Annotated in this window: 15 protein-coding genes and 1 tRNA gene; 11 read left to right on the forward strand and 5 right to left on the reverse strand. The window is 70.9% G+C overall.

Annotated elements, in window-relative coordinates:
• Positions 1 to 358 precede the first annotated feature (358 nt).
• The 4 genes from AC13HU_RS09690 to AC13HU_RS09705 all read left to right on the forward strand — a co-directional run bounded on the left by AC13HU_RS09690 (position 359) and on the right by AC13HU_RS09705 (position 5230).
• Positions 359 to 1588 carry a DNA polymerase III subunit delta' gene (locus AC13HU_RS09690; RefSeq protein WP_483041372.1) on the forward strand — a complete coding sequence of 410 codons (1230 nt, stop codon included), beginning with the start codon at positions 359 to 361 and terminating at the stop codon, positions 1586 to 1588.
• A gap of 460 nt (positions 1589 to 2048) precedes the next feature.
• Positions 2049 to 3341 carry an alpha/beta hydrolase gene (locus AC13HU_RS09695; RefSeq protein WP_483041373.1) on the forward strand — a complete coding sequence of 431 codons (1293 nt, stop codon included), beginning with the start codon at positions 2049 to 2051 and terminating at the stop codon, positions 3339 to 3341.
• A gap of 107 nt (positions 3342 to 3448) precedes the next feature.
• Entirely contained in the window at positions 3449 to 5044 is a 1596-nt protein-coding gene (locus AC13HU_RS09700) for an alpha/beta hydrolase (protein WP_483041374.1), read from the forward strand.
• 109 nt (positions 5045 to 5153) lie between these two features.
• Positions 5154 to 5230: transfer RNA gene (locus AC13HU_RS09705), tRNA-Thr, on the forward strand.
• Positions 5231 to 5873: 643 nt separating this feature from the next.
• On the opposite strand, the gene AC13HU_RS09710 is transcribed toward AC13HU_RS09705, so the two are convergent.
• Positions 5874 to 7286 (reverse strand): UDP-N-acetylmuramoyl-tripeptide--D-alanyl-D-alanine ligase, encoded by a 1413-nt coding sequence (locus AC13HU_RS09710; protein WP_483041375.1) that lies wholly within the window; start codon positions 7284 to 7286, stop codon positions 5874 to 5876.
• A gap of 171 nt (positions 7287 to 7457) precedes the next feature.
• Here AC13HU_RS09710 and AC13HU_RS09715 point away from each other — a divergent pair, with 171 nt between their 5' ends.
• The 4 genes from AC13HU_RS09715 to AC13HU_RS09730 are packed head-to-tail and all read left to right on the forward strand — an operon-like array spanning position 7458 to position 10298.
• The gene (locus AC13HU_RS09715) at positions 7458 to 8432 is read left to right on the forward strand and encodes a D-isomer specific 2-hydroxyacid dehydrogenase family protein (protein ID WP_483041385.1); all 975 of its coding nucleotides are present in this window, start codon (positions 7458 to 7460) and stop codon (positions 8430 to 8432) included.
• Entirely contained in the window at positions 8425 to 9465 is a 1041-nt protein-coding gene (vanA, locus tag AC13HU_RS09720; protein WP_483041376.1) for a D-alanine--(R)-lactate ligase, read from the forward strand. The genes AC13HU_RS09715 and vanA overlap by 8 nt, the downstream gene beginning before the upstream one ends.
• The gene (gene vanX / locus AC13HU_RS09725; RefSeq protein WP_366412339.1) at positions 9462 to 10070 is read left to right on the forward strand and encodes a D-Ala-D-Ala dipeptidase VanX; all 609 of its coding nucleotides are present in this window, start codon (positions 9462 to 9464) and stop codon (positions 10068 to 10070) included. Before vanA ends, vanX begins: the two co-directional genes overlap by 4 nt.
• A 12-nt stretch (positions 10071 to 10082) precedes the next feature.
• Entirely contained in the window at positions 10083 to 10298 is a 216-nt protein-coding gene (locus tag AC13HU_RS09730) for a hypothetical protein (protein WP_483041377.1), read from the forward strand.
• Here AC13HU_RS09730 and AC13HU_RS09735 read toward each other — a convergent pair.
• Both AC13HU_RS09735 and AC13HU_RS09740 read right to left on the reverse strand, forming a co-directional pair.
• Positions 10270 to 11412: a sensor histidine kinase gene (locus AC13HU_RS09735; protein WP_483041378.1), complete on the reverse strand. Its 1143-nt coding sequence runs from the start codon at positions 11410 to 11412 to the stop codon at positions 10270 to 10272. The two genes, AC13HU_RS09730 and AC13HU_RS09735, sit on opposite strands and share 29 nt — an antisense overlap.
• Positions 11387 to 12100 carry a response regulator transcription factor gene (locus AC13HU_RS09740; protein ID WP_483041379.1) on the reverse strand — a complete coding sequence of 238 codons (714 nt, stop codon included), beginning with the start codon at positions 12098 to 12100 and terminating at the stop codon, positions 11387 to 11389. Before AC13HU_RS09740 ends, AC13HU_RS09735 begins: the two co-directional genes overlap by 26 nt.
• An 88-nt stretch (positions 12101 to 12188) precedes the next feature.
• On the opposite strand from AC13HU_RS09740, the gene AC13HU_RS09745 reads away from it, so the two are divergent.
• Positions 12189 to 13418 (forward strand): lipid II:glycine glycyltransferase FemX, encoded by a 1230-nt coding sequence (locus AC13HU_RS09745; RefSeq protein ID WP_483041380.1) that lies wholly within the window; start codon positions 12189 to 12191, stop codon positions 13416 to 13418.
• A 608-nt stretch (positions 13419 to 14026) separates the two neighbouring features.
• On the opposite strand, the gene AC13HU_RS09750 is transcribed toward AC13HU_RS09745, so the two are convergent.
• Entirely contained in the window at positions 14027 to 14761 is a 735-nt protein-coding gene (locus AC13HU_RS09750; RefSeq protein ID WP_483041381.1) for a dienelactone hydrolase family protein, read from the reverse strand.
• A gap of 395 nt (positions 14762 to 15156) precedes the next feature.
• Positions 15157 to 15549, reverse strand: coding sequence for a hypothetical protein (locus AC13HU_RS09755; protein ID WP_483041382.1), 393 nt, complete (start codon positions 15547 to 15549; stop codon positions 15157 to 15159).
• Between the two features lie 811 nt (positions 15550 to 16360).
• Between AC13HU_RS09755 and AC13HU_RS09760 the strand changes: the two genes are divergently transcribed.
• Both AC13HU_RS09760 and AC13HU_RS09765 read left to right on the forward strand, forming a co-directional pair.
• A complete protein-coding gene (locus tag AC13HU_RS09760; RefSeq protein WP_483041383.1) occupies positions 16361 to 18106 on the forward strand; it encodes a DEAD/DEAH box helicase in 1746 nt (581 codons plus the stop codon).
• Positions 18103 to 19175: hypothetical protein (locus AC13HU_RS09765; RefSeq protein ID WP_483041384.1), on the forward strand; the 1073-nt coding region annotated here is incomplete at its 3' end. The genes AC13HU_RS09760 and AC13HU_RS09765, both read left to right, overlap by 4 nt.

Genomic DNA, 19175 nt, shown 5'->3' on the forward strand with positions numbered 1-19175 from the left:
GAGATACGGACCGCCCCCCGGGAACGGGACGCCTGGCCGGGCGCAGGAACTCCGGACCGAGCGCAGGAACTCCTGGCCGGGCGCAGGAACCCCGGACCGAGCACGGAACCCCGGACCGAGCACGGAACCCCGGGCCGGGAACCGGACAGCGGGCCGGGCGCGGACTGCCCGCGACCTGCCCTTGACGGAACCCCGGCGGGTGACCGGCGTGTGACCCGACTGTCCTGGGTGTCCCGCAGAATGGGGGAGCGGGCGCGCCGCGTACGGCAGCGGCTCGCGGCAGAGGTATCCGGAAGACACAGGACACGAGCAGCCGCCGGCCGGGCGGATGCCGGACGTGAGGCGAGGTGCGGGCGCGATGGCCGTGTGGGACGACGTGGTGGGGCAGCCCGCCGTGGTGGCCGAACTGGCCTCGGCCGCCCAGGCCGCGGACGCGCTCGTGACGGCCAGTCGCGGCGACGAGCAACCGCCCGGCGCCGCCGCGCCCAACGCCTCCCGGATGACGCACGCCTGGCTCTTCACCGGTCCGCCCGGGTCGGGCCGCGCCACCGCGGCGAAGGCGTTCGCGGCGTCGCTGCAGTGCGTCAGCCCGGACCGGAAACTGGGCGCGCCCCCCGGCTGCGGCTTCTGTGACGGCTGCCACACCGCCCTGATCGGCACCCACGCCGACGTGGAGACCGTCCGCACCGACCTGCTCACCATCGGCGTGAAGGACACCCGCGACCTGGTCCGTCGCGCCTCGCTCTCCCCGGCCGGCGGCCGCTGGCAGGTGATCGTCCTGGAGGACGCCGGCCGCCTCACCGAGGGCGCCGCGAACGTGCTGCTCAAGGCGATCGAGGAGCCCGCCCCCCGTACGGTGTGGCTGCTGTGCGCGCCCTCCGTGGAGGACGCGCTGCCCACCATCCGCTCCCGCTGCCGGCTGCTGACGCTGCGCACCCCCTCCCCGGAGGCGGTCGCCGACGTCCTCACCCGTAGGGACGGCATCGACCCCGACCTCGCCGCCCGCGTGGCCCGCTCCACCCAGGGCCACATCGGCCGGGCCCGCCGGCTGGCCACCGACGAATCCGCTCGCTCCCGCCGGGCGAGCGTCCTGCGCCTGCCGCTGCGCATCGCCGACGTCGGCGGCTGCCTGCGTGCCGCCCAGGAACTCGTGGACGCCGCAGGCGAGGACGCCAAGGCCGTCGCGGAAGAGGTCGACGCCAAGGAGACCGAGGAACTGCGCGCAGCCCTGGGCGCCGCGTCCGGCACCGGCGGGCGGATGCCGCGCGGCACCGCCGGGGTGATGAAGGATCTCGCCGACCGCCAGAAGCGCCGCGCCACCCGCACCCAGCGCGACACCCTCGACCTTGCGCTGACCGACCTCGCCGGCTTCTACCGCGACGTCCTCAACCTCCAACTCGGCGCCTCCCCCGACCGCGTCGCCAACATCGAGGTCCTCGACGGCATCGAGCAGATCGCCGCCGCGTCCCGGCCCGAGCACAGCCTGCGCCGCATCGACGCGGTGCTCGCCTGCCGCGACGCCCTCGACCGCAACGTGGCGCCGCTGCTCGCCGTCGAGGCCATGACCCTCGCACTGCGAGCCGGCTGACCCTCCACCCGCGCCCGGGCACCGCTTTGGCCGCGGGCGCTGCTTCAGCCGCATGCGCCACCGGTGTCACGGGTCCCCAAGGCCCCGTCCTACCGGTGCCGCAGGTCCAAGACCCTACGGATCCAACGGGCACCCGGGGCCGTTACAGGGTGCGGGTCCCACGAGTCCGGGGTCCGGCGGGCCGCGAGTCCGGCGGGCCGCGAGTCCCCCCGAGCCGCGGGTCCGGCGAGCCGCGAGTCCGGCGGGCCCGATGGGCACCCGGGTGCCACCGGTCCCAGCCCCTACGAGTACCCGCCCGCACCCGTCGTGGCCCGCTCGGCTGTGCTGCCTTCGGGTGATCACGGGGCCTGGGTGCACCCGGGTCCCGCCCGCCGGGCGCCCGCGGATGCAAGGTGCAGGCAGCGTCCCCGCCGTTCGCCGTGTCCCCGCGGGGCCGCAGCCGTCCCGAAGGGGCTCCGCCGTGGCCGACGCCGTACTCGTACTCCTCCTGCTGCTGGCCCTCGGCGCGACCGCACTGCTGGCGGTACGGGCCCTGCGGCACTGGTACGGCCAGCGCGCCGGCCAGGTGTACGAACTGCCCGTCGACCAGCGCGGCACCCTGCTGCGCGCGGGCGCCTCGGGCGTGGCCGCACTGCTCGCCGCGACCGTAGCCGTGCCGCTCCTGAACGACGCCGGGGCCGGCCCGGTCCGTACCCGCACCGTGGCCGCGCGCGAGCCCGACGCCATGCCGTCACCGCCCGCCCGCACCCCGGAGCCCGCACCGCCGCCACCGGAACTGCGCGTCCTCGGCCACCCCGCGGGCGGCACCCTGCAGGAACTGCGCGACGGCACCCGCGTATGGCTGCCGCGCCGCTACACGACCCCGTCCGCGGCCGACGTCGCCTATCCCGTCGTCATCGTCCACACCTCCTCCGCCGACTCCTCCGCCGATTCGGACCTGTATCCCGCGTTCGCCGGACAGGCGAACCGCGGCCGTGCCAACTCCTTCCTGCTCGTCGCACCTCCCCGGTGCGCCACTGACTCCGCGGCCGTGCTCACCGAAGTGGCCGCCCGCTACCGGACCCTGACCTCCCGCACCGCCCACGGTGTGATCGGGATCGGCACGCAGGCACCCTGCGCCGTCCGCGAGGCGCTGTCCCATCCGGACCGCTACGCGGCCGCCGTCGGCATCTCCGGCGACTACCCGGCCATGACCCGCCCGACCGGTCGCCATCCCTCCCTCCTGCTTGCTTCCACCACCGCCGAGGCAAGGCAACGGGCCTCCGCCGTACGGCTGCGGACCTCGCTCCGGCCGACCGGCGACCAGGTCAGGCTCCTCGACAGGGTGCGGCGTGCGCAGGACCTGCCGGCACAGGTCGCCGCGTATCTCACCGAGAAGCTGGACAGCCCGACCCGTACCCCGACGGCGAGCCTCACCCCGACGCCCGGGTCGCCGTTCGCACCGACCGGCACCGCCGCCCCGACCGGCACGTCAACCGCCACGCCGACCGGCACCGCGCCCAACCCCACGACCCCGGGCGCACCCCACTCCGCGTCCGCACCCACCTCCGGGTCGGCCTCCTCCGGACCCACCACCCCCACACCGCGACCCGCACACAAACCCACGACCGCCACCACCGCGCCCGCATCCACACCCACATCCGCGCCCTCATCCACCTCCGCGGCCCGGCGAACCCCGCCGGCCTCGCCGCGGACCCCTTCACCCCGCGCCCACACCTCCACGATGCCCAGCCGACCCGGCGTCACACCCTGAAACCACCCGTAAAACCCGGAATCACTCAAAAGGCGACAGGGTTGGCGAACCTAGGCGCCTCGCGCCGGATACGCTCGCCTCACCCAACGGGAGGACCCGAGCCGCCGATGCCCGCCGCCAAGCACCCCACGCGCCTGCTCCGCATCCCCGCCACCGTGATCGCGGTGACCGGACTGCTGCTGACCGCATGCTCGGGAGGGAGTGGCCACAAAGCCGCCGCAGCCTCCTCGCCGACGTCCTCCGCGTCCTCCTCGGTGGCCGGCTCGTCCGCGCCCTCCGCGTCGAGCAACTCCGCGGAGCTGGCGTCGTACTACAAGCAGAAGATCAGCTGGCGCAGTTGCGGTGTGCCCGGGTTCGACTGCGGCAGCATGAAGGTCCCGCTGGACTACGCCCACCCCGTGGCCGCCGACGACCTCAAGCTCGCCGTCGCCCGGAAGAAGGCCACCGGCAAGGGCAAGAAGCTCGGCTCCCTCCTGGTCAACCCCGGCGGACCCGGCGGCTCCGCGATCGACTACCTCCAGTACGCGGCCCTCGGCTACCCCTCCGCCGTCACCTCGCGCTATGACATGGTCGCCGTCGACCCGCGCGGTGTCGCCCGCAGCGAGCCGGTGGAGTGCTTGGCCGACAAGCAGATGGACGCCTTCACCGCCGTCGACACCACCCCCGACGACCACGCCGAGATCAACGCCCTCACCTCCGCCGACCGCGGCTTCGACGCCGCCTGCAACCGCCGCTCCGGCAAACTGATCGGCCACGTCTCCACCGTCGACTCCGCCCGCGACATGGACGTACTGCGCGCCATCCTCGGCGACCAGAAGCTCAATTACGTCGGCAAGTCGTACGGCACCTTCCTCGGCGCCACCTACGCCGGCCTGTTCCCCAAGAACGTGGGCCACGTCGTGCTCGACGGCGCGATGGACCCCTCCATCAGCGCGCTGGACAGCAGCCGTACCCAGGCCGGCGGCTTCGAGGTCGCCTTCGACGCCTTCGCCAAGGACTGCGTCGCCCAGACCGGCTGCCCGCTCGGCACCACCTCCGTCGCCGACGCCGGCAAGCGCCTCACCGCCCTCTTCAAGTCCCTCGACGCCCACCCCTTGAAGACCGGTGACGCGGCCCGCCCGCTCACCGAAGCCCTCGGCACCACCGGTGTGATCTCCGCGATGTACGACCAGTCCGCCTGGCCGAGCCTGCGCAGCGCCCTCACCGACGCGACCAAGGGCCAGGGCGACGCCCTCCTCAAGCTCTCCGACAGCTATTACGAGCGCGACGACTCCGGCAAGTACAGCAACCTCATGTACGCCAACGCCGCGGTCAACTGCCTCGACCTGCCCCCGGCCTTCAAGTCCCCCGCCGATGTCGAGAAGGCCCTGCCCTCCTTCCGCAAGGCGTCGCCCCTCTTCGGCACCACCCTCGCCTGGTCCTCCCTCGGCTGCGCCTACTGGCCGGTCCCCGCGACCGGGCACGCCGCCAAGATCACCGCGAACGGGGCCGGCCCGATCCTCGTCGTCGGCACCACCCGCGACCCCGCCACCCCCTACGCCTGGGCCCAGTCGCTGGCATCCCAGCTCAGCTCCGGCCACCTCCTCACCTACAACGGCGACGGCCACACCGCCTACGCCCGCGGGTCCGCCTGCATCGACTCCGCCGTCAACGCCTATCTCCTTGCAGGCACCGTCCCCCCTGCCCACAAGAAGTGCTCCTGACCAGCCCCTCCCCATGATCCCCCCACGGTTCCGAGCACCCTCCTCAACCCTGTAGACTTTCCCCCGCTGCTGCTGACACCCTTGTGCCCAGCAGCACACCCCGCACCAAGCCGCCTTAGCTCAGTTGGCCAGAGCAACGCACTCGTAATGCGTAGGTCTCGGGTTCGAATCCCGAAGGCGGCTCCACGAAACCCCAGGACTCACTCGCCGTGACCTGGGGTTTTCCTTGTCCGCGCTCACGTGGCCGCCCTCGGATTCGTCCCGGCACGCCGTTTGGGTTCGCCGGTGGCCGACCGGTGGCCGTTCGTGCAGCGAGCGTGCGAAGGAGTCGTCGCCGCCCTTGGAGTTCAGAGCACGCGGGCCGGGGCGCCGGGCTGCTGTCGGAGTCGCTCCCCGTCGAGCCGGAAGTCGAGTCGGAGGGTGCGGTCGGTGTAAGGGATCGCGGGGCCGCGCCGTCCGCCCGCCGATCTACTCGCGGCCTTCGGGGTCTCCACGGGCGTCCCCAGCGGTTCTGCGAGGTCCGGCCGAGCAGCGCCTCGCACGACGGCGCCCCGGATACGCATCGCGACGCCCCTGCGGACTCCTGCCCGCCCGAGCGCGTCGCGGGACGCGGGACACTGTCGGTCGACGACGTCGTCCGGAACACCCACAGCCCGCTTCCGAGCACCCCCGCCGGCACCACCGCCGTACGGCCTTACCTCAAACCCGCCGCCCCTTCGCAGGCGTGCCGACTCGTTCTGCCGTCTTCCCGCCCACTTCGAGCCGACACGTGCCTGCGGAACGTCACTCGCGATCATCGGGTGCACAGGGAATTCCCTGGTCAGCCGGACTACGGGAGCGCGGCGGCGACTTCGTCGAGGTGCGCGCCGCGGGAGGCCTTGACGAGGACGACGTCGCCGGCGGCGAGGTGGTCGCGCAGCCAGTCGACGGCGGCGTCGTTGTCGGCGAGGGTCAGCGCCAAGACTCCCGTCCGGGTCGCCGCTGCGTCGGCGATCGGCCGGGCGGCCTCGCCGACCGCGGCCACCACCTCGGCGCGGGAGGAGGCGTACTCCCCGATGGCGCGGTGCTCGGCCGCGCTCTCGTCGCCGAGTTCGCGCATCTCGCCGAGGACGGCGATACGGCGCCCGCTCCCGGTCACCGCCAGCGTGTCGAGGGCGTTCAGGGCGGCCCGGGCGGAGTCGGGGTTGGCGTTGTAGGAGTCGTTGAGCAGCGTGGCGCCGCAGGCGAGTTCTCGCGGCTCCATGCGCCACTTCGACAGTGCGGCGGTGGCCAGCGCCGCCGCGGACACGTCGAGGGGTATGCCAGCCGCCAGCGCCGCCGCGGCGGCGGCCGACGCGTTGAGCGCCTGGTGGGCGCCGACGAGCGGCAGCGTGACGGAAGCCGAGGCGGTGGCCGTCCGCAGAGCGAAGGACGGTCGGCCGAGCCGGTCCAGCGTCAGGTCGAGCACCCGCACATCTGCGTGCTCCGCCCGCCCGAAGGTCAGCACGGGACCGTCGGTGAACGAGCGCATCGCGGCCACTCGAGGGTCGTCGGCGTTGAGGACGGCGGTGCCGTTGGGGGCCAGTCCCCGTACGAGTTCGCCCTTGGTCCTGGAGATGGCTGCGCGCGACCCGAACTCGCCGAGGTGGGCCTGGCCGACGTTGAGCACAACGGCGATGTCGGGCGTGACCAGGCCGGTGAGCGCGGCGATGTCACCGACGTGCCGGGCGCCCATCTCGAGGACGAGGTACCGGGTCGCCGCGTCGGCGCGCAGCATGGTGAGCGGTACGCCCAGCTCGTTGTTGAGCGAGCCGAGCGTGGCGGTCGTCGGGGCGGCCTCCGAAAGCACCGCTGCCAGCAGGTCCTTGGTGCCGGTCTTGCCCTGGGAGCCGGTCAGCCCGACGACGGTCAGCCCGTCGCGCAGCCGGGCCACGACGTGGGCGGCGAGCGCCTGCACCGCGGCTTGGACGTCCTCTCCGACGACGGTGGGCAGCGCCGTGGGCCTGGAGCCGAGCGCGGCCACCGCACCGCTCAGGCCGGCCTGGCCGGCGTGGTCGTGGCCGTCGGTGTGCTCGCCGGCGAAGGCGAGGAAGAGGCCACCCGGTTCGGCCAGCCGGCCGTCGAGCACGGCCGGTGCGGTCACCGTCACGGTCGGGGTGCCGTCGCGTTCGCCCTCGATCTCGCCCGTCCCGCCGACGGCCCCGCCGCCGATGACCCTGCCGTGGACGACCGCCGCGATCTCGTGGAGGCTGAGAGGAATCATGCGTCCAGTGAAGGGCGCGCGGCGTATCGCCGGTGTATCGAAAACCGCATACGCGGGGGCAACACCAGGCTCTCTTGAATTCGATGCGTGACTTACAACGAACTCGCACGAACGGCGGACAGCCGCACCCGATCGCCGGCCTCCCCGCCCGCCACGTCCTCCGTATTCTCCCTGCCCGTCCCGACCACCGGAATCACCGTCTACTCCTGCGGTCAGGACGAGGCCCTCCTGTTCCGGGCGATGGCGCCGCGTTTCGGCGTAACGCCCGTCATCACCGAGGCCGCGGTATCCGAAGCCACCATCGACCTGGCGCTCGGGAACCGCTGCGTCAGCGTGGGTCATAAAACGCGGATCGCCAATACCACCCTCCTCGCGCTCAGCCGGGTCGGCGTCACCTACATCTCCACGCGCAGCATCGGCTGCAACCACATCGACGTGACATACGCGGAGAGCGTCGGCATTTCCGTCGGGAGTGTCTCCTATTCGCCGGACAGCGTGGCCGACTACACGTTGATGCTGATGCTGATGGCGGTGCGCCACGCGAAATCCATGATCCGCCGGGTGGACGGTCATGATTACCGGTTGGGTGATGTGCGCGGCAGGGAACTTCGCGATCTGACCGTCGGGGTAGTGGGAACAGGGCGCATCGGCGCGGCAGTGCTCGACCGGCTGCGGGGATTCGGCAGTCGCGTGCTGGCCTACGACAACCGTCCCAAGACCGCCGCTGAATACGTTCCGCTCGATGAATTGCTGCGGCGGAGCGACATCGTCACGCTCCACACTCCGCTCACCGCGGAAACGCACCACCTCCTGAACCGCCGGCGTATCGAGCGGATGAAGCACGGCGCCTTCATCGTCAACACCGGTCGCGGCGGGCTGATCGACACCGAGGCCCTGGTGCCGGCCTTGGAGAGCGGGAGATTGGGCGGTGCGGCGCTGGACGTCCTCGAAGGAGAGGAAGGGGTCTTCTACGTCGACCGCCGGAACACCTCCGCCGTGAGCGGGCCGCTGTCGCGGTTGCAGGGACTGTCGAATGTGCTCATCAGTCCGCATACCGCGTATTACACGGACCGTGCCCTGAGGGACACCGTTGAGAACTCCATCGTCAACTGCCTGACATTCGAAAGAGGGAATCAGCATGGCTAGGCTGAAGGTCGGCATCGTATTCGGCGGAGCCTCCGAAGAGCACCCCATCTCGGTCAAGTCCGCACAAGAGGTCGCAAGGAACCTCGACATCACGAAGTACGAACCGTTCTACATCGGGATCTCGAAGAGCGGTGCGTGGAATCTCTGCGACGGACCCGACGCCGAGTGGGAGAGCGGCAGTCTCCGGCCGGCCGTGCTGTCGGCGGACAGCAGCGTCGGTGGACTGCTCGTCATGGAGCAGGGGCGGTTCGGAACCATCGGTCTCGACGTCGTCCTGCCCGTCCTGCACGGCAGGTTCGGCGAGGACGGGGCGATTCAGGGTCTGCTGGAGCTCTCCGGCATTCCGTACGTGGGCTGCGACGTCCAGAGTTCCGCGCTGTGCATGGACAAATCCCTCGCCTACACGGTCGCGCGGAGCGCCGGAATCGGCACGCCGAATTTCTGGACGCTCACCGCGGGCGAGGAGGTCGATCCCTGCCGGTTCGCCTACCCCGTCTTCGTGAAGCCGGCCCGTTCGGGGTCGTCCTTCGGCGTCAGCAAGGTGACGCGGGGAGAAGAGCTGCCGAGCGCGGTGGAGGCGGCCCGGAAGTACGACTCGAAGGTGCTGGTCGAGGAGGCTGTGGTCGGCAGCGAGGTCGGCTGCTCGATCCTGGGGAACGATCTCGACCTGTTCGCGGGCGAGGTGGACCGGATCGCGCTGTCGCACGGCTTCTTTCGGATCCATCAAGAGATCCGGCCGGAGAGCGGTTCCGACAACTCGACGCCCATCGTGCCCGCCGACATTCCGGAGGAGTCGCGGTCGCTCGTTCAGGAGACGGCGAAGGCCGTGTACCGGGCCATGGGGTGCGGTGGGCTGGCGCGGGTGGACCTGTTCCTCAAGGAGGACGGAGAGGTAATCCTCAACGAGGTCAATACGCTGCCCGGTCTCACCTCGTACAGCCGCTATCCGCGGATGATGGCGGCCGCCGGGCTGTCGCTCGCCGCGGTGATCGACCGGGCGGTGGCGCTGGCGCTGGCGGGCAAGGGCCGATGAAAGAGGACTTCGGATTTGTGGACGAGCACGTACCCGGAATACGCTGGGACGCCAAATACGCCACCTGGGACAATTTCACCGGCAAACCGGTGGACGGGTATCTGGCCAATCGAATCGTCGGCACGCGGGCGCTGTGCGGTGCCCTGGACAGAGCGCGGGAAAAGGCGGAAACCCTCGGCCTGGGTCTGCTGCTCTGGGACGGCTACCGCCCGCAGCGCGCCGTGGACTGCTTTCTGCGCTGGTCGGAGCAGTCGGAGGACGGCCGGACGAAGCCGCGGCACTATCCGAACATCGACAGGGCCGAGATGTTCGATAAGGGATATGTGGCCGCCAAGTCGGGCCACAGCCGGGGCAGTACCGTCGACCTGACGCTCTATCACTTGGCCACCGGTGAACTCACCCCCATGGGTGGCGGCCACGACCTGATGGATTCGGTCTCGCATCACGGTGCGCGGGGAATCACGCCAGCCGAGACGGCGAACCGTCAGCACCTGCGTTCCCTCATGGAGGAATGCGGTTTCAGTTCCTACGCCTGCGAGTGGTGGCATTACACCCTGCGGGACGAGCCCTATCCGGACACCTATTTCGATTTCCCCATCACATAGCGAGGACGGACGATGGCGCAGGCGGACACGGCGGACGCAGCGCGTACGGCGCAAATGGCGGGCACGGCAGACCGCACGCGGAGCATCTGGAAGCGCGGCCCGGTGCTCGCCGGGCTGGCACTGCTGCTCGGCGACCTGAACAGCACGATGGACGGCCGCGCGTTCGCCGGCGGCGACCACCGGCCGGTGGCGGCCGGGATCAGCCGGCGGGTCCGGCGGGTCCGGTGAGCACGTCGGCCCGCGTGGCCGTCCCGGGCAGTTCCACGGTGACGCGGATCCCTCCCTCGGGGCGCGGGGTGAGGGTGAGCGTGCCGTCGTGCGCGTGGGTGATGGTCTTGACGATCGCCAGGCCGAGGCCGACGCCCGCGTGGTCGGTGTGCACGCGTTCGGTGCCGCGCTGGAACGGATTGGTGAGCGACGCGGCCAGTCCCGGGGTGAGCCGCTCGCCGGTGTTCTCGAGGGTGAGCACCACACCTCTCGGACGGACGCCGGTATGGATCCACACGGTGCCGCCCGGTCCGGACAGATTGTGGACGATCGCGTTGTGCACGAGATTCGTGGTCAGCTGCAGCAGCAGCGCCGGCGATCCGGTCGTGGCGGCGGCGTCACCGTCGGTCTCGAGGGTGACACCGTGCTTCTCCGCCAGCGGGAGGAGCGTTTCGGTGGCTTCCTCCGCCAGGAGGGACAGGTCGACGGGTTCCCGGGCGAAGGACCGCTGGTCGGCGCGGCTGAGCAGGAGCAGGGCCTCGGTGAGGTCGATCGCCCGGGTGTTCACGGCGTGCAGGCGGTCGATGAGTTCGTCGGTGTCGTGGTACGGATCGGTGCGGGCCACGTCGAGCAGCGTCTTCGAGATCGCAAGCGGTGTGCGCAGTTCGTGCGAGGCGTTGGCCGCGAATCTCTGCTGCGCGGCGACCTGCGCCTCGAGCCGTGCGAGCATCGCGTCGAAGGCGTCGCCGAGTTCGCGAAGCTCGTCGTTGCGGCCAGGCAGCCGGATCCGGTGCGAGAGCGACCCGTCCGCCGCCATCCGGGTGGCGGCCGTGATGCGGGTCAGGGGCGCGAGCATGCGGCCCGCGAGAATCCATCCGCCGAGGAGCCCGAAGACCAGCAGGCCCACCATGACCGCGATGGCCGTCGGGGCGAAGCCGCGCGCCAGGTCGGCGGATTGCGACGTGAACACCAACCCTGAGTGGGGAGGTCCCAGCCGCCCGAAGCGCAGGATGAACACGCCCATCGCGGCGAGCAGCAGGAGGCCGGCTGCTATCAGGAATCCGGCATAGCTGAGGGTGAGTTTGAGGCGAACGCTCAGACCGGGGGCTCTACCCACAGACTCCGTGGTTTCCATCGTTGCCTCTCTCCTGCCCGGTCCCCGGCTGCGCCTCGATGCGGTAGCCGACGCCCGGCACGGTGGCGATGATCCAGGGTTCACCGAGCCGCTTGCGCAGTGCGGAGACCGTGATGCGTACGGCGTTGGTGAACGGGTCGGCGTTCTCGTCCCACGCTTGTTCCAGGAGTTCCTCGGCGCTGATGACCCCGCCTTCGGCCGCGACCAGGACTTCGAGGACGGCGAACTGCTTCCTGGTCAGCGCGACGTAGCGGCCGTCCCGGTAGACCTCTCTGCGGAACGGGTCGAGCCGCAGGCCCGCGATCTCCTGCACGGGGGGCCTGCTGTGGGCACGTCTGCGGGCGAGCGCTCTGAGCCTGAGGACGAGTTCGCGGAGTTCGAAGGGTTTCGTCAGGTAGTCGTCGGCGCCGAGTCCGAACCCGGACGCCTTGTCGTCGAGGCGGTCGGCCGCGGTGAGCATGAGGATCGGCATGCCGCTGCCGGAAGCGACGATGCTCTTCGCGATCTCGTCACCCGAAGGCCCGGGGATGTCGCGGTCGAGGACGGCGATGTCGTAGGCATTGATGCTCAGCAGTCCCAGAGCGGTGTCGCCATCACCTGCGATGTCGGCCGCGATCGCCTCCAGGCGCAGGCCGTCGCGGACGGCTTCCGCCAGAAAGGGCTCGTCCTCGACGATCAGCACACGCATGCTGTCGATGCTACGAGCCCCGGCATATCGTCGGTATATCGAAAACCCCATACGTCGCGGCAACACCGTGCTTCCTTGACTGGCAGCCATGTCCTACCGCGAATCCGCTCGACGAGAACCCGTACGTACGGCAGGAGCCGGTGTCGAGGGTGGGGCCCGTGCCGCGGGCGTGCCGCTGACCGTGGTGCCGATCAGTGTCGCCGAGCACCTGGCGTTCGTACGAGCCCAGCGGTCGGTCAGCTTTCTGCAGACCCCGGGATGGGGCTGCGTCAAGACCGAGTGGCGCAGTGAGTCCCTCGGCTGGTACGACGGCCGGCAGCTGGTCGGCGCCGCGCTCGTACTCCATCGGCCGGTGCCGCGGCTCGAGCGCTTCACCCTGGCGTACCTGCCCCAGGGCCCGGTGGTCGACTGGGCAGGGGAGAGCGGGGAAGTCGGCGCGACCGGCGAGCACCGCGGGATCGACGCGTGGCTCGACCCGCTGGCGGCCCACCTCAAGGCACGCGGCGCGTTCGCGATCCGGCTCGGTCCGCCGGTGCGCACGCACACCTGGAGCGCCGCCCAGGTCAAGGAGGGTGTCGCCGACCCGGGCGTCAAGCGGCTCACCGACCTGCCCGACCCGCGAATCGACCAGGTCGGCGCCTCTATCACCGGCCGGCTCAGGGACCGCGGCTGGCTGCCGCAGAGCCCGGAGGACGGCTTCGGGGCCGGTCAGCCGCAGTTCATCTACGAGCTTCCGCTGGCCGGCCGCACCGAGGCCGACCTGCTCGGCGGCATGAACCAGCTCTGGCGCCGCAACATCAAGAAGGCCGCCAAGGAAGCCGTCGAGGTCACGGTCGGCGACGACCTCAAGGGCTTCCACGACCTCTACGTCCACACCGCCGAGCGCGACCGCTTCACGCCCCGTCCGCTGCGCTACTTCACGACCATGTTCGCGGCGATGCGCGCCGAGGATCCCGAGCGGGTCCGGCTCTACCTGGCCCACCACCAGGGCGACCTGGTCGCCGCCACCATCCTCGTCCGCGTCGGCGCCCGTGCCTGGTACCTGTACGGCGCCTCCTCCACCGGCAAACGCGAGGTGCGCGGCTCCAATGCGTGCCAATGGGCGATGATCCGCGACTCGCTGGCCGCCGGCTGTGACGTCTACGACCTGCGCGGTATCACTCCCACCCTCGACGCCGACGACCCGCACGTCGGCCTGATCCAGTTCAAGGTCGGCACCGGCGGCCGGGCGGTACGGTACGCCGGCGAGTGGGATCTGCCGCTGCGGCCGAAGATCTACCGGGCCTTCGACCTCTATATGAAGCGCCGCGGCCGCTGAGCACCGCCTGACGAGACACCCATCGGCTGCTTGCTGATCGGACAGAGGGCCGGCCACCGGCCTGAACAGTGTCGGTAGGATCCTGCTGCCGAAGGGATGTCCTCCCTCGCACGTGTACAGGTTCGACAAGGAGCCGGGCGCGCCGTGCCGGTGGCGCGAAATCCTCCCGGTGGCCGGGCGGTGGCCGGACGCCATTGGACGACGTAGCAAGGGGCGGCACAGGCCAACAAGCCGCATGTGCTCTGATCAGGCAGAACAGCACCAGGCCACACGAGCAGTCGCCAGGTAGCACGATCCCTCACGGTCTCGTAATGCGTAGGTCTCGGGTTCGAATCCCGAAGGCGGCTCCGGAGAACCCCAGGACTCACTCGCCGTGACCTGGGGTTTTTCCTTTTCTCCTGCGCCTCGTCAGTCCGCCGGTCCGGCTGGTGGTGCTCGCAGAGGCCCAGGGGAGCGCGAGGGGAGCGCATGCGGACAGGCGAGGGACAGCGGGCCGTTCCCGGGGAGCGCGCGGTGCGCGCGGCGGAAGCTCGATGTGGGACTGATGGCGCGGTGGCCCGGAGGCCGCACCGGACGCTCTCAGCCGGGTTGATTTCCGGGCCGGAGCCTCAGCTCTTGGTCAGGGTGCGGTCGAGAAGGGGCAGCAGGCGGTTCCAGTGAAGCTGCAGTGCGGCGGGGTTGAAGGCATCGGTGTCGGACATGGTGAAGCCGTGGACGGTGCCGGGGTAGATCTCGGAGGTGTAGCCGACACCTGCCGCGTCCAGGGCCTTGTTGAGCTCGCCGAGGGACTCGGGTGTCAAGTCGCTTTCGGCGTGGCCGAAGTGGACCTCGGCGGTGAGCTTGGAGAGGCTGTCGGGTCCGTCGACTCCCACCGGGCCGTGGAATGCGGCGAGGGTGGCTACCTGGCCGGGATGGGCCGCGGCGGTGCGCGTCGCCAGCAGGCCGCCGATGCAGTAGCCGGTCACCGCGACCGGTCCGGTGCTGACCTCGGGCTGAGCGGTGAGGAACGTGAGATAGGCGTCGGCGTCGCTCAGGACACGTTCTGTGGTGTGCGCCTCGATCATGGGCATCAGCTGGGCGAAGACCGCGGGCCGGACCTCTTCTCCGATGTACTCGGGAAGTTCGATCACCGGTGCCGGGCCGTGCCGGTAGAAGAAGTTGGGGACGAGTACGTAGTACCCGTGTCCGGCCAGTTCGCGGGCCATCTTCCGTAGCACGGGCCGGATTCCGAAGCCGTCCGCGTACATCAGCACCCCCGGGTGCCGTCCGCCATCGTCAGGGTAGGCGGCGAAGGCGTCGGCCTGGCCGTCCGCGGTGGGAATTTGCAGCGTCTTGGTGGGCATGAGTGCTCCTGTCGTGGTTGACGTGTCGAGCCTGTGATCAACACGACGGAGGCGGAGCCCGCGCAGCAGCGCAAGATCCTCGATCCGACAGCAGGCCGGCACCGGCCCGTACGGCGCTCAGAAGAGCACCGGGTCACCAGTCCGTGTGTGGCGCAATGCCGTCCCGGTAGTCATGGCTGCACAACGTAGCCCACCGGATGAAGCCGATGCCAGCCAACCAGGCCACAGTGCTGTCCGCGAGAATGTCAACGGGCAGCCCCGGGCGCTGTCCATAGCAGCCCCTCGACTGGTGGCCGACTTCGCCCGGCTCGTTCATCAGCTCCATCCCCGTTGCCGACGATCTATGGCACCGCGATCGGGAACGCCCCGGGCGCGGTCAAGCGTGTGGGTGTGTCCTACGACAACACCCGGAGCAGATCGAGGAATACGTATCCGCCGAACTCGGCTACCAGGCCGGTCAGGATGGTCGCGACGCCAGAGGCCAGGGACAGCGCGATCCACCGGGCCGGCGTGTGGTGCAGCCGTGCCGGCAGCGCGAGCGCGGCGATACTGGCGACCGTGATGGCGCCGATGCACCACGTGGGGCCGGCCAGCATCCACGTGAGCGCTCGGTCGGCCGGGTATCCATCAGTGCTGCGGAAGCGCACCGTGTAGGTGACCGCCACGGCGATCGCAACAGCCGCCACCACGACGGCGGATGCTCGCGCCGCCTTGTGCCGGTTCGGATCCGGACAGGGAGCCAGGTGGCCGGGCTGCGGTACCGGGAACGGCGGGTATGGATAGCTCATGCAGCCACCGTAGGAGCGGCACCTGACGGTATGTATCCGTACATGTACTCACCCGGCGAGGGCCACTTCACTCACCCATGGGCCTTGACCGTGGCCCGTCCGTTGCCGAACGGCGGGGAAGAACGTATCCAGGCGTAGTCGTGCGCGGTCACCGAAGTCATGGTCACCGAAGTCGTGTGCCCAGCCTGGCCGTTGCCACCGAATCGGCACCTCCGCCAAGGCGAAGGCCGCCACGCTGTGGCAGCTCACCAAAGCGGCGGGCCCGGTCCCCGGCGGCGGCAGCGTGTACACCCTCGCTGATGACGCGACGCTGGGTGGTGCGAAGCCCGCCGCAGGTACCTCTTCGCCCTCCCTCCCCACCCTGTGACGCTGCAACTGATGGACCGCTGACGTCTTCCATCGCCAGTGCACGTGACAACTGCGCCCAGGACGGCGTCCAGCAGCAGGGCGTCCTTCTCACGTTGGGGCAGGCCGCGGATCCAGGAGGCGAGTGCGTCCTTGTCGATTGCCTGGGAAGGGGCGGCACCGCCGGCGCGGGCAGCGGCGCTGAGCAGGTGCGGGTCGATATGCAGGAAGTCCGCCAATGCCTGATGTGGGCAGGCGAGTTGGGCAAGGCCCGCGGGTACGGGCGGCTCGACGGTGTAGGTGCACTCGTCCTCGTCGACCACCTCCTCCAACTCCCGGCGTGCGGAGGTCCCGTTGTCAGGACCCGGGTCCCGTGCGGTCGGTAGGCTGTTCGCGCGGGTGACGGATCGTGTCCGTCGCCATCCGTTCCGTCGCCACCGTTCCGTTGCTCTCCGAGCGAGGTCGCTTGAGTACCGTCACTGTTCGCCCTCCCATCGCTGACGGTTCGGCTCCGCGGCCCGAAGGACTGCCCGATGCGTTCGCGGTGCTGTTGGCCCAACTGGGCGCGGCTCCGGTGGATCCGGTCACCTCCGTGCTGGTGGACGCGGCGGTGGAGGTGTGGCGCAGGCCCGGCTTCGACTCCTTCCTGTCGCTGCCGCAACTGTCCTTCGCGCCGTTCGGGTACCAGATGCAGACCGCTCAGACGGTGCTGCGGCGGATGCGGGGCCGGGCGATCCTCGCGGACGAGGTAGGGCTGGGCAAGACCATCGAGGCGGGTCTGGTCCTGTCCGAGCTGCGGATACGGGGGTTGGCGGATCGGACGCTGGTGCTCACCCCGGCCGGGTTGGTGGAGCAGTGGCGCGAGGAGTTGGAGCGCAAGTTCGGCCTGCCGACGGTGATCGCCCGGGGCCGGGACCGGGAGGAGGCGGGCGCGGAGCGGCCGGTGGTGCTCGCCTCGATCGCCGCTGCGCGCCGGGAGCCGCTGAAGTCCCGGCTGACCGGGGGACAGTGGGATGTGGTGGTGGCAGACGAGGCGCACCGGTTGCGCAATCCGCACAGCGCCTCGGGGAAGCTCGCCCGTGCCTTGCGTGCCCGCTATCTGCTGCTGCTCACCGCGACTCCGGTGGAGAACCGGTTGCAGGACCTGTACGAGCTCGTGAGCCTGGTCGCGCCCGGGTTGCTGGGTACCCCCGCGCAGTTCCGTCAGCGGCACGCAGGGGCAGGGGCGGATCCTTCGGCGCCGCGCAACCTGGACGCGCTGCGGGCCAGTACCCGGGAGGTGATGGTTCGTCACCGGCGCAGCGAGGTCGAGGTGCTGCTGCCGCAGCGGCTGGCCGAGACGGTGCTGGTGGCGCCCTCGCAGGAGGAGGCGGAGCTGTATGCGGGGATCGCGGCCAGGATCAGGGCGGAGGCCAAGGGCGCGTCCTCGGCGCGGCTGCTGACGCTGCGGGGTCTGACCCGGCTGGCCGGGTCGAGCCCGCAGGCTGCCGCGCCGACCCTCGCCAAGGCGGGCTGGCCGGACCTGGCGGCGCTGGCCCGGGAGATCGAGGGATCCACCAAGGCGGAGCTACTGCTGGAGCGGCTGCGTCGGCACAACGGACAGGGGGAGAAGGTGCTGGTGTTCACCGCCTTCCGGCAGACCCTGGACGCGCTCGCCGCGCGGCTGGCGCGCGAGGGCGTCCAGGCGGCGGTCTATCACGGCAGCCTCTCGCGCCAGGCCAAGGAAGCGGCGGTGGCGGCCTTCCGCGATCAGGCGCCGGTGCTGCTGTCCACCGAGTCGGCCGGTGAGGGCCGCAATCTGCAGTTCTGCCATGTGATGGCCAACGTGGACCTGCCGTGGAACCCCATGCAGATCGAGCAGCGCCTGGGCCGACTGCACCGGGTGGGGCAGGAGCACGACGTGGTGCTGACCAATCTGGTCGCCCGGGGCACCATCGAGCAACGGATCCTGCACGTCCTTGAATCCAAGATCAATCTGTTTGAGCTGGTCGTCGGCGAGCTCGACATGATCCTGGGCCGGGTGGACGAGGACTTCGACTTCGAGGCTTCCGTCTTCGACGCCTTCGCCACCGCAGGGGACGACGCGGAGTTCGAGGAACGCCTGGAGCGCCTGGGCGAGAAGCTGGTCAGTGCCCGCACGGACTACCTGGACAGCCGCGGCGCGGTCGACGCACTGGTCGGCGGCGAAGACGAGCAGGAGGCGGGCCGGTGATCCGCAAAGAGGCTGGGTTGGCCTTCTGGTTGGACTGGGTCGAGCACCGCGGCGGGCTGTGGGAGGACACCGAGGACACCGCCCTGGCTCTCCTGCCCGCTGCCCTGGCGAGCGAGCTGGAGCTGCCCGAGGAGACCGCGGTCACCGCCGACCCCGATGTCGCCCGCGAAGACGGCGCTCTGCTGCTGGTGACCGGACACCCGATGGTCGCCAAGGCCGCCGAGAGCGTTCTGGCCGCGGGCGACACCGGCACCCTCACCCTGCCCGCGCCGCGCTCCGTGCCGCCCGACGCCGCCACGTTGCTGTCCAAGGCCCGCGAGCATCTGCCGGTCGATCACGGTCGCCTGGATCCGCGCGCCGACGGCACGCCCGAGCGGGCCCTGCGGCCGGTGCTGCGCGTGGGCGCCCTGGTGGGCTACGAGCTCTCCGCGGAGGACCACTTCCAGGAGCAGGTCGAGGTGTTCGTCGACGTACCGAGCCGCCTACAGGTGCCGACGAGGGCCAGCGAGTGCCTCGCCCGTACCGGCCATGACCCCCGTGCCGGGACCGCACCGCCGGCAGGGCTCGGCGCCGCCGTGGACTACGCCTCCACCAGCCGGCCGGACCTGGCCGCGGCCCTCGCCGAGGCCCACCGGATGCTGGAGGCCGTCGCCGTGCTGCGCCGTGACGGGCTGGCCGGGCAGATCGGCGACGCGTACGCCAAGGAGCGGGTCCGCGCCGAGGAGTACTACGCCGCCGCCGTGGACTCCTTGGAGCGCCGTGCCGCCACCGCGCCCGAGGACCGCGCGGCGTTGCTGCGCGCCCGTGTCGAAAGCACCCGCGAGGAGCGCGCCCGCCGCCTGGCCGAGATCGCCGAAAAATATCGTGCCCGCCACACGCTCACTCCTTACCGGCTGCACCTGCTGAGAGTCCCGGTGCTGCGCCTCGCGCTGGACGTCCGCAGGGGCGAGCGGCGCTACCCGCTGGACCTGGACTGGCTGCTGCCCGCCGGAGAGTTCGCCCCACTGCGCTGCCCGGCCTGCGCCCGGAGCGGTGTGCCGCTGGTCGCGGCCAAGACCCACCTGGGCTG

This window comes from Streptomyces sp. NH27, from assembly GCF_056859195.1.